This window comes from Cupriavidus basilensis, from assembly GCF_008801925.2.
In the GTDB taxonomy this organism is placed as follows: domain Bacteria; phylum Pseudomonadota; class Gammaproteobacteria; order Burkholderiales; family Burkholderiaceae; genus Cupriavidus; species Cupriavidus basilensis.
This window is the reverse complement of record NZ_CP062804.1, coordinates 1,095,788-1,107,784: the sequence shown is the minus strand read 5'-3', so window position 1 is coordinate 1,107,784 and position 11,997 is coordinate 1,095,788. Positions and strand designations below refer to the sequence as shown.

Here is an 11,997-nt window from a genome sequence, read left to right as displayed (position 1 = left end):
CAGGCCCGCCCTGCCACGTGCGATGCGTGCCGCTCAGACGGGCAGATCGCCTTCGATGGTGGTGCGGTACATCACGCGGCGCATGGCCTGCGGGCAGCCTGCAGCCAGATGCAGCAGCGAGCGGTTGTCCCAGAACACCAGGTCATGTTCCTGCCAGGCGTGGCGGTAGATATGCTCGGGCTTGACGCTATGCGCGAACAGCTGCGCCAGCAGGTCGCGGCTTTCGTCTTCGGGCAGCCCCTTGATGCGCGTGGTGAAATGCTCGCTGACGAACAGTGCGCGCCGCCCGGTCTCCGGGTGCGTGCGCACCACCGGCTGCAGCACGGGGGCCACTTGCGCGATCTGCTCGGGCGTCAGGTTGGGACGCCACGGGCTGCGCTGTTGCAGCTCGGCGTATCTGGCCAGGTAGGTGTGCTCGGCCTTGAGCCCGTCCACCTTCGCCTTGAGATGCGCGGGCAGCGTTTCCCAGGCCAGGTGCATGTTGGCGAACAAGGTGTCGCCGCCCTCGGCCGGCAATTCCTGGGCATGCAGCAGCGAGCCCAGGCTGGGCTTTTCCTTGTACGAGAGATCGGAATGCCAGAAATGCCCGGCATCGCCCAGCCCGATCGGCTTGCCGTCCTTGAGCACGTTGGAGACGATCAGGATCTCGGGGTGGTTGGCAAGCTGGAACTGGTGCAGCACATGGATCTGCAGCGGGCCAAAGCGGCGGCTGAACGCGATCTGCTGCGCGGGCGTGATGCGCTGATCACGGAAGACCACCACGTGGTAATCGAGATGCGCGCGGTGGATGCGGGCGAAGTCTTCCGCGGACAGCGGCTCGGCGAGGTCCAGGCCGACGATCTCGGCGCCCAGCGGCGCGTCGAAGGGGCGGATCTCGAACCGGGCGCTGCCGGCGAAAGCAGCGGGCGCGGTGGCGCGGGAAATTGAGGCCGGGTGGGTTCCAATCGTCATGACAAGCTCTTAAGCGGGGGACCGAAAGTGCGTAGCGGCAAGCGCGCGGCTCCGCACCTGGCTGCTCAAGGCAACAGGCAGGCCTGCACCGCTTGTTCTTAAGCTTTGCACTGTAGTGATCCCGGACTGGAGCGGTCAACGAATGTAATCGCTGCCGCTTATTCGCTTATCGCATATGGGCGTCTCGCGTGATGTCCGCGCAGGCTCAACGTGCCGGTGCGCCACAGCCGCGGCGGCAAGGCACATTCGCGGTATCGGGCCGCGCGTCCGCGACGAAGCCATCGCGATTCGGCATGCGCACCTGCGGCAACGTGCGTGCATCCAGCACGGCATCCGCCGGCACGATGCCGTTCAGGTGCAGCAGATAGGCGGTGACGGCATAGACCTCATCCGCCTTGAGGCTCTGCGGCGCGTTGTATGGCATGGCCCGGTTGATAAAGTCGAACACTGTCGTCGCATACGGCCAGAAGCTGCCGATGGTTTTCAACGGCGGCTTGCCATTGACGCCACCGCCTTTCAGGCTGCCATGCCCGCCGGCCAGCGCATCGGCCGGCTTGCCTTCTCCTTTCAAGCCGTGGCACGCGGCGCACTGGTTCTCGTAGACCTGCTTGCCAAGCGTCACGCTGCCGCTGCCTGGCGGCAGCCCGGCGCCATCTGGCGTGACATCGATGTTCCAGGCGGCGAGATCGCGCTCGCTGGCCAGCAAGCCAATGCCGTAGGTTTGCGCCTGTGCCTGTGCGCAAACCGCGGCCATCGCCAGTACGGCGGCGGCAAGGTGAGGACGGTGGGATTCAAGCGCGCGCATTGGCAATGCTCCCGTCGGCGCTGACGCGCCAGGCTTGTATGGCGTTGTAGTGGTAGGTGGACTCATAGCCGCGCGCGGCCACCAGCTGGTCCGGCAAGGGCTGCACATTGCCCGCCTCGTCGATGGCGCGGCTTTGCAGCACGGCCGGGCCGCCCTCCCAGCGCCATGGCGTGCGAAAGCGCGTGAGCGCGCGGTCCAGCACGGGATCCTGCAACTGCGCCTCGCGCCAGTTGCGCCCGCCGTCCACCGACACTTCCACGCGCCGGATGCGGCCGTAGCCGGACCAGGCGAGGCCGGAGATTTCGTAAAAGCCCTTGTCGCGCAGCCGGTGGTCCGGCGCGGGAAAGGTGATCACGGACTTCACGTCCATCATGAAGGTGAACTGACGCGCGCTGCCGTCCGGCAATGAGTCCGTGTACTTGGATGTCTCCTCGCGCGTCATGAAGGGCGCGCGGCCGAGCTTGAGCCGGCGCAGCCATTTGATGCTCATATTGCCCTCGAAGCCCGGCAGGAACAGCCGCAGCGGGTAGCCGTGCTCGGGCCGCAGCGCCTCGCCGTTCTGCGCGTAGACCAGCAGCGCGTCTTCCATCGCCTTGGCCATCGGCACGCTGCGCGTCATGGTGGCGGAGTCAGCGCCCTCGGCCAGCAGCCAGGCGGCTTCGGGGCGCACGCCCACCTCATCCAGCACGACGGGAAGCGGCACGCCCGTCCATTCGCAGCACGACAGCAAGCCGTGGCTGATCTGCACGGAAGTAGCGCTGGGCGCGCGCCATTCGCGCCCGGTATTGCCTGAGCACTCCAGGAAGTGGATGCGCGAGACCGATGGCAAGCGCACCAGGTCGTCCATGGTGAAGATGCGCGGGCGCTCCACCAGGCCATGCACAGCGAGGCGATGCTGCGCCGGATCGATCTGCGGGATGCCCGCGTGGTGGCGCTCGAACACCAGGCCCGTGGGCGTGATGATGCCGCGCAGGTCCTGCAGCGGCGTCATGGAGGAGTTCGCGCCGGGCATCGGCGCGGGGCCGCGGTTGCGCCGGATCACGTTCTTCTCGAACGCGGAGGGCTGGCCGTAGGCGTGCCACAGCACCGGCTCGCCGGGCGTGCGGGTCCAGGGCGGCACCGTCAGTACTTCGGCCCGCACGGGGGTGGGCGCACCGGCGGCGAGCGCCACGCCACCCAGGCCCGCGCCCTGGCGCAGGAAGCGGCGCCGGGCCGGCTGCGGCCGCCCGTTCTTTTCGTTGTTGCTGGTCATTGGCTCAGCCCTTGTGCGTTCGGCACATAGCGAAAATGGCGCACTCTATGCCACCGAGCCGCCTCATGGAACGAAGGAAAGCGCATGCCCATATGCGTTGCCGCGTCACCATCGCCATCTGTGGCGCATATGCGCGCAGGCCATATCCAAAAGCAGAAACATTCGTTCTGCCATGCCGATGGCGCCGCGTATCTTGAGAGCCGTTGGTGGAATTCTTCCCCACGAGCATAAGACACAGGACCACATCCAAGATGGCAATCACGCGACGAACCCTTCTTAAACGCCTTGCGGTGTCCGGCCTGGGTGCCGCCGCGTCCGCTGGCCCGCTCAGCGTATTTGGCGCGTCGGGCGCGGCGCGGCCCGACGTGATCCGCATTGGCGTGGCGCAGCCGGCCACCGGCACGCCGCCCACTTTCGCGGGCAGCTCCATCGCCATCGCGCATGCGCGCGGCTGGCTGGAAGAGGCGTTCAAGCCGTCAGGCACGCGCATCGAATGGCTGTTCTTCAAGGGCGCGGGGCCGGCCGTGAACGAAGCCATCAGCACCAACCAGCTCGATTTCGCGATGCAGGGCGACCTGCCCGCCATCGTGGCGCGCGCCGCCGGTCTCAAGACGCGGCTGGTGCTGGCCACGGGCGTGCGCACCAACATCTATATCGGCGTGCCGCCCGACTCCCCGCTCAAGACGGTGGCGGACCTGCGCGGCAAGCGCGTGTCGCTGTTCAAGGGCACCAATATGCATCTGCCGGCATTGCGCCTGCTTGAGGCCAACGGCCTGGCCGAGAAGGACCTGCGCTTGCTGAACCTGGACACCGCCGGCTACCTGGCCGCGCTCACCACGCGGGATATCGACGGGGCCATCGGCGCCATGGATATCCTGCGCCTGCGCGACAAGGGCGCGGTGCGCATCCTGTACTCCAGCAAGAACCAGTCGCCCATCTACACGCGCCAGAGCCATGTGCTGGTGACCGATGCGTTCGCCAGCAAGTACCCCGAGGCCACCCAGCACCTGGTCAAGACCGCGGTGCAGGCCGCGCGCTGGGCCTCCGACGAAAAGAACCGCGAAGACGTGCTGCGCACCTGGGCGCGCGCCGGCACGCCCTATGAGCACTGGAAAGAAGACTACGAAGGCGAACCGCTGCGCGTGCGGCTGAACCCGAACTTCGACCCCTTCCTGGTCAACCGCTACAAGGACGCCACCGAGCAGGCGTACCGCCTGCGGCTCTCCCGCGCGAAGTTCGACGTGGACCAGTGGATCGACCCGAGCTTCCTGAAGGCCGCGCTGAACGACCTGAGCCTGCAGAGCTACTGGCCGGTCTACCAGCCCAACGGCAAGATCCTCGGAGCCTGACGCGATGGCAGCCAACGATACCCTGGCGCTGCCGGCCGCGGCGGGCACCGCCCCCGCGCAACGCGGCAAGCGGTTGCACGGCTGGCGGCCCACCCGGCAGCATGCCGCGTGGCTGCTGGCCTGGCCGGTGCCGCTGACGCTGCTGCTGGTCTGGTACGTGGCGGCGCGCTTCGCGTGGATTCCGCCGCAGGTGCTGCCCGCCCCCGACACCGTCTGGCACACCCTCACCGAGCTGTACCAGAGCGGCGAGCTGCAGGCCAACCTGGCCGTCAGCGCGTTGCGCGTGGCGGGCGGCTTTGCACTAGGCCTGGCCGGCGGGCTGGCGCTGGGCGTGGCGATGGGCCTGTCGCCCGGCTTCCGCGATTATGTCTATCCCACCTTCAAGGCCTTCAGCCAGGTGCCCGTGCTGGGCTGGCTGCCGCTGCTGATGCTGCTGGTCGGCATTGACGAAGCGCTCAAGATCATCCTGATTGCCAAGGCCTCGCTGGTACCGATCGCGCTCAATACCTACAAGGGCATCCAGAACGTGCCCACGCGCTATATCGAGGTGGCGCGGGTGCTGCGCTTCACGCGCTGGCAACTGCTGTCGCGGGTGGTGTTTCCCGCTGCCGCCGCGCCGATCTGGAGCGGCATCCGCTACGGGCTGACGCACGCGTGGCTGGCGCTGGTGGTGGTGGAGCTGCTGGCCTCCTCCGAAGGGCTGGGCTACATGATCGTGTACGGCCGGCAGCTGTTCCAGCTCGACATGGTGATTGCCGCGGTGATCGTGGTGGGCGCGGTGGGCTTCGCGCTGGACAAGGTGCTGGCGCTGGCCGAGCGCGCGGTATTGCGCTGGCGCAAGCCGGGGCTCTGAGTTGCGGCGCAAACCAACAGCAAAGGAAAACAACATGGCCGATGCCTCCACGACGCCGGCAACGAAATCCGGCAACCCGCGCTCCCTGCGCCTCCCGCGCGCGTTGCGCGGCTGGGTCCTTCCTGTTGGCCTGATCGTCCTGTGGTGGGCCGCGGTACGTTTTGGCTGGAGCACGTCACCGCTGCTGGTGCCGGTGTCCAAGGTCTGGGCCACGGCGGTGGAGCAGGTGCGCAGCGGCGCGCTGTTTGTCGCGCTGTCGGCCAGCCTGTGGCGCGACATTGCCGGCTTCGCGCTGGGTGCCAGCGCGGGCCTGTTGTTTGGCACGGCGCTGGGGCTGTCGCGGCTGTTCGAGCAACTGGTGGGGCCGACGTTCCATACCATCAAGCAGATCTCGCTGTTCGCCTGGATCCCGCTGATCTCGGTCTGGTTCGGGCTGGGCGACACCGCCAAGGTGGTGTTCCTGTCGCTCGCGGCCTTCTTCCCCGTGGTGCTCAACACCTTCGAGGGGATCCGCGCCGTGCCCGCCGATCTGCTGGAAGTGGCCAACGTGCTGAAGTATTCGCGCCGGCAGGTGCTGTTGCGCGTGGTGCTGCCGTCGGCCTCGCCGTCGATCTTCGCCGGCATCCACCTGGCACTGATCTACGCCTGGCTGGCCACGCTCGGCGCCGAGTACATGCTGGTGTCCGGCAAGGGCATCGGCAACACCCTGACCGATGGCCGCGAGAATTTCTGGATGGACCTGGTGATCTTCGGCGTGATCGTGGTCGGGCTGGTCGGCTTTACGCTGAACTGGATCGCCAGCCGCATCGAGAGCCGCCTGCTGGCGTGGCGCGGGCGCTCCGTCGCCGCCTTCTGATCCTGAACCCGTTGCGTCTGAACCCGTTGCTTCTGAACCCATCCCGGAGACCTGTCATGGCCCGAGCCGGCACGCTCGATATCGCGCACCTGCGCAAGCAATACGAAGTCAAGGGCGAGCCCCTGCCCGTCCTCGAAGACATCACGCTGTCCATCGCGCCCGGCGAGTTTGTCAGCATCGTCGGCGCCAGCGGCTGCGGCAAATCGACCTTGCTGCGGCTGGTGGTGGGGCTGGAGGAAGACTACAAGGGAGAGATCCTGCTCGACGGCAAGCGCGTGGTGGGCACCAGCCTGGACCGCGGCATCGTGTTCCAGGAGCACCGGCTGTTCCCGTGGCTGACGGTGGAGCAGAACATCCGCACGGCGCTGCTCAACGCCAACCTGACCGAGACCGAGAAGCGCCGCACGGTGCGCGAGCATATCGCGCTGGTGGGGCTGGCCGGCTTCGAGACCGCGTTCCCCCACCAGCTATCGGGCGGCATGTCCCAGCGCGTGGCCATTGCCCGCGCGCTCGTCACGCGCCCGGAGATCCTGCTGCTCGACGAGCCCTTCGGCGCGCTCGACGCCCTGACCCGCGCCTACCTGCAGCAGGAGCTGCACCGCATCTGGCAGGCCGAGGGCATCACCATGATCCTGGTCACGCACGATGTCGAAGAAGCCATCTACCTGGGCGATCGCGTGGTGGTGATGGAGCCGCGGCCCGGACGCATCCGGCGCATCCTGCCGGTGCCGCTGGCCCATCCGCGCGACCGCGCCGCGCTGGGCTTCGCGCGCGTCAAGGACGACGTGCTGCAGGAATTCACCGGGCGCCTGGCCGATCTCGCGGAGGCGCCCATCAAGCGCGAACCCGATCCGGACACCACCGACCGGCTGCCACCTCATATCCAGTTCGCGATCTGAATCGCGCCCCTCGCCCACAGGAGAATCCCAGATGACCCAGCAGCAAGCCGCAACACAAGTCACGCTAGACATCCACCCGGTAGCCGGGCGCATCGGCGCCGAGATCCGCGGACTAAAGCTCGCGCCGGACCTCGATGCCGCCACCTTCGGCGCCGTGCGCGCCGCGCTGCTGCGCTACAAGGTGCTGTTCTTGCGCGACCAGGACCACCTGGACGACAAAGCCCAGGAGGGCTTTGCCAGCCTGTTCGGCACGCCCGTGCCCCACCCCACCGTGCCCTCGCGCGACGGCACGCGGTTCCTGCTCGAACTCGATTCCGAGCACGGCGGCCGCGCCAACTCCTGGCATACCGACGTGACCTTCGACCTGGCCTACCCGCAGGTGTCCGTGCTGCGCGGCGTGGTCATTCCCGCCGCCGGCGGCGACACCGTATGGGCCAATACGGCGGCGGCCTACCAGGATCTGCCCGAGGCGCTGCGCGAACTGGCCGACCGCCTGTGGGCGCTGCATACCAACGACTACGATTACGCCGCCACCCGCAACACGGTCAGCACCGAAGCCATCAAGCGCTACCGCGAGGTCTTCACCGCCGCTATCTACGAGACCGAGCATCCGGTGGTGCGCGTGCACCCGGAAACCGGCGAGCGCACGCTCGTGCTGGGGCATTTCGTGAAGAAGCTGCTTGGCTTCTCGTCCTCCGACTCGCAGCATCTGGTCTCCTTACTGCAAGACCACGTCCATCGCCTTGAGAACACGGTGCGCTGGCGCTGGCGCGCCAACGACGTGGCGATCTGGGACAACCGCGCCACCCAGCACTACGCCATCAACGACTACGGCGACGCCAAACGCGTGGTACGCCGCGTGACCATCGCGGGCGATGTGCCGGTCAGCGTGGACGGACGCCGCAGCGTGTCGGTGAAGTCTGCGGCGCCCAAGCAAGCCGAGCCGGCCAACCACGCGGCGCCGGCGCGCGCCGCCGCGTAAGGGAGCCACGAATGAGCCAACCCGCACAGAAGCGCCAGCTCAAGCTCGGCGCCTTCCTGCAAGCCACCGGCCACCATGTGGCCGGCTGGCGCCACCCCGGCGCGCAGGCCGACGCCGGGCAGAATCTTGCGCACTATGTGCGGCTGGCGCAAAGCGCCGAGGCCGCGCAGTTCGATACGATCTTTCTCGCCGACGGCGTCGCAATCCGCGCGCTTGACGACGCCACCCTGCCCCGCACGGCGCGCGCCGCCAGCTTCGAGCCGCTGACGCTGCTCTCGGCACTGGCCGCGGTAACCGAGCGCATCGGCCTGGTGGCCACCGTCTCCACCACCTACAACGAGCCCTTTCACGTCGCGCGCAAGTTCGCCTCGCTCGATCACCTGAGCGGCGGCCGCGCCGGCTGGAATGTGGTGACGTCGTGGTCCGACGCCGAGGCGCGCAACTTCAACCTGGACAAGCACCCCGAGCACGCCGACCGCTACGCGCGCGCCGAGGAATTCGTGGATGTGGTGACAGGGCTCTGGGACACCTGGGAAGACGACGCCCTCCTCTACGACAAGGCAAGCGGCCTGCATTTCGCGGCGGACAAGCTGCACGCACTGGATCACCACGGCAAGCATTTCCAGGTGCGCGGGCCGCTCAACGTGTCACGCCCGCCGCAGGGCCATCCGGTCATCGTGCAGGCGGGCTCATCCGAGGCCGGACAGGAGCTGGCGGCGCGCACGGCGGAGGTCATCTTTACCGCGCAGCAGTCGCTGGAGGATGCCCAGGCCTTTTACCAGGGCCTGAAAGGCCGGCTGGCGCGCTATGGCCGCACGCCTGACCAACTCAAGATCATGCCGGGCGTGTTCCCCGTGATCGGGCGCAGCGAAGCCGAAGCGAAGGAGAAATTCGAAGCACTGCAAAGCCTGATCCATCCGGCCGTTGGGCTGGCCCTGCTGTCGCAGAACCTCGGCGGCGTGGATCTCTCCGGCTACCCGCTCGACGGGCCGCTGCCCGACGACCTGCCCGAGCCCAACGGCGCCAAGAGCCGTTTCCAGCTGGTGACCGGGCTAGCCCGGCGCGAGGGACTGACCATTCGCCAGCTCTACCTGCGCGTGGCTACCGCGCGCGGGCACTGGTCCATTCATGGCACCGCCGAGAGCATCGCCGATCAGTTGCAGGCGTGGTTCGAAGGCGGCGCCGCCGACGGCTTCAACATCATGCCGCCATGGCTGCCGGGCGGGCTCGACGACTTCATCGAACTGGTGCTGCCGGAGTTGCGCCGGCGCGGGCTGTTTCGCGAGCGCTACGCGGGCAGCACCTTGCGCGAGCACCTGGGTCTCGCGCGGCCGGCGCATCCGCGCGCGTTCGGCGACGCGCGGCAGGTGGCCTGACGGGCCAGGGCTTCCCTTGCGAAGAAGCAAGGCTTGCCCGTTGGCCCGTCCGAGGCAACAGGGCTGCGCAAGCACAGCCATGCGTGCACGGTCAGAACACGTGTTTCATCCCGACCATGGCACCAAGCTGGCTACCGCCGGGTGCGGGATTGGTGCCCGTTCCCGCATTGCTGACGGACAGCGCCAGGTTGCCGCCGTTGTTGATGAAGCCGGCCGTGCCATAGACGGAGGTGCGCTTGGTGAAGGCATAGACGCCGCGCGCCGCGAACAGCCAGGCCTTGTCGGCGCTGTTGTGATAGCGCAGGTTGAACACTTCGCCGTCGACGCTGAAGGCCGGCGTCACCTGATACGTCACGCCGCCGTAGAACATGTCGCTCACCGGGGCCGGGCTGGCCCGGTTGTCCCGGCGCAGCCAGCCCAGGCCGATCTTGGTGTCCCGGTTGACCAGTACATAGCCGTTGATGGACAGGCGGTCATCCGTCAGGCTGCTGCGGTTCAGCCCGGCGAAGGCACCCGGGCCGCCGCGCAGCGAATCGTAGGCGGCTGCCACACTCCAGGTCGCGGTGTCGTACTTGAGCATCGCGGACCACTCCCGACAGGCGCGCTGGTCCGCCGGATTCTCCCCGGCGCAGTTGGCGCCCGAGGGGCTCGGGCCCGCGTTGACCGTATCGCGGCCGAAACTGTAGGTGGCGCCGGCGGTCAGTCCGCCGAAGGTACCCTTGTACGAGATGGCATTGTCCGTGCGTGTGTTGGGCAGGTAGCTATCCAGCGAGCCCGACCCGAAGGCGTTCGGCCCCAGGATGTCGGGGTCGGCCATGGCCCAGAACAGCATGGTGTACTGCCGTCCCAGCGCGACCTGCCCCCAGTTCCCCGACAGGCCCACCAGCGCCTGGCGGCCGAACAGGCGTCCACCCTGGTTGCTGGCGCCGCTATCGGGCCCGAACCCGGACTCCAGCCAGAAGATCGCCTTCATGCCGCCGCCCAGGTCCTCGGTGCCGCGCAAGCCCCAGCGCGACGGCACCGTGCCGGTCAGGTTCGGCATGCGCAAGACATTGTCCTTGGCCGCGCCGATATGGGAGATGTATTCCACGCCCGTATCCACCACCCCATAAGCCGTCACGTTCTGCGCCGCGGCAACCACCGGGATCGCTGCCACGAAGGCTGCGACCGTATGTCCAAATTTCATTGTCATCCTCCCGTTTCTTCTAATGTTTGGGGCAAGCCGGGGGCCTGCCGCCCGATGTCGGCACGCTATTGCGTGTTCTATGTGGTACCGCTCAGTGCGCGGCGATACGTACCGCTTGTCCGTCTGCGGCCGGGGACCGGCCAAGCAAGCCGACGCTGGCGATGGCTACCAGCAGCGGCAGCGCGAAGACGTAGTACAGGTTTGCGGTGGGCCAGCCCGCGTCGACCAGCGCGCCGGCGACCAGCGGGGCCAGCACCGCGCCGAAGCGGCCCATGCCGATCGACCAGCCCATGCCCGTGGTGCGGTTCTGCGCCGGATAGAGAATCGGCGCGTAGGCATACAAGCCAACCATGCAGCCAAAGATGCCGCCACCGATAAACAAGGCCAGCACGAACGCCACCGACAAGGTATTGGCGTACATGCCGAATGCCACCAGCAACAAGGCGGTCAGGACAAAGCAGCTCCACAGCAGCGGCTTGAGCCCGATGCGTGCGGCAAGGAAACCGAACAACGTGCCGCCCACGATGCCGCCGACGTTGAGCAGCACGCCGCCGGTAATCCCCTGCTGCGCCGACATGCCGGCCGCCACCAGCAGCTTCGGCGTCCAGCTCAGGACAAAGTAAAAGCTGAACATCACCAGGAAGAACGAAGTCCAGATCATCAGCGTCTGCATGGCGAGGCGGCCGCCAAACAAGCTGCGAACCCCGCCCTGGGCTGGCGTCTGCGCGGCAGCGCGTGCCGGCATTTCGGCAATGCGTTCGCGCCCCATGCCGGCGAGAAGCTTGTTGAGCTTGTCGACCGCGCCGGCCGGGCGCCTGGCGATCAGGAAGTCCAGCGATTCAGGCAAGCGCGCCAGCACCACCGGGATCATGGCCAGCGTGACCAGCCCGCCAAAAACGAAGACGCTGCGCCAGCCGTAGTGCAGCAACAGCACGCCGGCGATGGCGCCGCCAATCGTGGCGCCCACCGGATAACCGGTGGCCTGCAGCACGATCGCGGTGCTGCGCCACTTGTCGGAGGCGTATTCGCCGGTAATGACGTTGATGCTGGCCAGCATGCCGCCGATGCCCAGCCCGGTGATCGCCCGCATGGCCGCCAGTTGGGTCACGCTCTGCGCGAACGCGGAGCAAAGCATGCCCGCCGAGATCGTCACCAGGCAGATCAGGATGACGGGGCGGCGCCCGAGCCGGTCGGCCCAGGGCGCCAGGAACAGCGATCCCGCCGCCATGCCGAACAGCCCGGCACTGAGCAGCACGCCAATCTCCTTGCCGCTCAGGTGCCAGTCGGCCGAGATATGCGAGGCGGTGAACGCCATCGCCAGTACGTCAAAGCCGTCGAGCATATTGAGCACGATGCAGATCGCTACCGCCATGATCTGGAACCGGCTCATCTCGCCCTGGTTGATGGTTTCCCTGATGTCGAGCTTCATTGTCTACCTCCATGGTTTTATTTTGATTTACCCGGCCGATCCGATCGATCCGATCGATC

11 protein-coding genes are annotated in these 11,997 nt (G+C 67.4%); 6 read left to right on the top strand and 5 right to left on the bottom strand.

Going from position 1 to position 11,997, the window contains the following annotated elements:
- Positions 1–33 precede the first annotated feature (33 nt).
- From F7R26_RS25825 to soxC, 3 genes are all read right to left on the bottom strand, one after another.
- Positions 34–951 carry a TauD/TfdA dioxygenase family protein gene (locus F7R26_RS25825; RefSeq protein WP_150987206.1) on the bottom strand — a complete coding sequence of 306 codons (918 nt, stop codon included), beginning with the start codon at positions 949–951 and terminating at the stop codon, positions 34–36.
- A gap of 205 nt (positions 952–1,156) precedes the next feature.
- Positions 1,157–1,756 (bottom strand): c-type cytochrome, encoded by a 600-nt coding sequence (locus F7R26_RS25820; RefSeq protein WP_150987204.1) that lies wholly within the window; start codon positions 1,754–1,756, stop codon positions 1,157–1,159.
- Positions 1,743–3,008: a sulfite dehydrogenase gene (gene soxC, locus F7R26_RS25815; RefSeq protein ID WP_150987202.1), complete on the bottom strand. Its 1,266-nt coding sequence runs from the start codon at positions 3,006–3,008 to the stop codon at positions 1,743–1,745. The genes F7R26_RS25820 and soxC overlap by 14 nt, the downstream gene beginning before the upstream one ends.
- 251 nt (positions 3,009–3,259) lie before the next feature.
- Between soxC and F7R26_RS25810 the strand changes: the two genes are divergently transcribed.
- From F7R26_RS25810 to F7R26_RS25785, 6 genes are read left to right on the top strand one after another with little or no spacing between them, the layout of a single operon-like run.
- Positions 3,260–4,357 carry an ABC transporter substrate-binding protein gene (locus tag F7R26_RS25810; RefSeq protein ID WP_150987200.1) on the top strand — a complete coding sequence of 366 codons (1,098 nt, stop codon included), beginning with the start codon at positions 3,260–3,262 and terminating at the stop codon, positions 4,355–4,357.
- Positions 4,358–4,361: 4 nt separating this feature from the next.
- The gene (locus F7R26_RS25805; RefSeq protein ID WP_150987198.1) at positions 4,362–5,210 is read left to right on the top strand and encodes an ABC transporter permease; all 849 of its coding nucleotides are present in this window, start codon (positions 4,362–4,364) and stop codon (positions 5,208–5,210) included.
- 34 nt (positions 5,211–5,244) lie between these two features.
- Positions 5,245–6,066, top strand: coding sequence for an ABC transporter permease (locus tag F7R26_RS25800; protein WP_150987196.1), 822 nt, complete (start codon positions 5,245–5,247; stop codon positions 6,064–6,066).
- A gap of 56 nt (positions 6,067–6,122) precedes the next feature.
- Complete coding sequence (locus tag F7R26_RS25795) at positions 6,123–6,965, top strand: ABC transporter ATP-binding protein (RefSeq protein WP_150987194.1); 843 nt, start codon at positions 6,123–6,125, stop codon at positions 6,963–6,965.
- A gap of 31 nt (positions 6,966–6,996) precedes the next feature.
- Positions 6,997–7,947, top strand: coding sequence for a TauD/TfdA dioxygenase family protein (locus tag F7R26_RS25790; protein ID WP_150987191.1), 951 nt, complete (start codon positions 6,997–6,999; stop codon positions 7,945–7,947).
- A gap of 11 nt (positions 7,948–7,958) precedes the next feature.
- Positions 7,959–9,323, top strand: coding sequence for an LLM class flavin-dependent oxidoreductase (locus tag F7R26_RS25785; RefSeq protein WP_150987189.1), 1,365 nt, complete (start codon positions 7,959–7,961; stop codon positions 9,321–9,323).
- A 91-nt stretch (positions 9,324–9,414) separates the two neighbouring features.
- Here the strand turns inward: F7R26_RS25785 and F7R26_RS25780 are convergent, their stop codons facing one another.
- Together F7R26_RS25780 and F7R26_RS25775 are read right to left on the bottom strand one after the other, a co-directional pair.
- The gene (locus F7R26_RS25780) at positions 9,415–10,509 is read right to left on the bottom strand and encodes a porin (protein ID WP_150987187.1); all 1,095 of its coding nucleotides are present in this window, start codon (positions 10,507–10,509) and stop codon (positions 9,415–9,417) included.
- 91 nt (positions 10,510–10,600) lie between these two features.
- Complete coding sequence (locus F7R26_RS25775) at positions 10,601–11,938, bottom strand: MFS transporter (protein ID WP_150987185.1); 1,338 nt, start codon at positions 11,936–11,938, stop codon at positions 10,601–10,603.
- Positions 11,939–11,997: the final 59 nt, after the last annotated feature.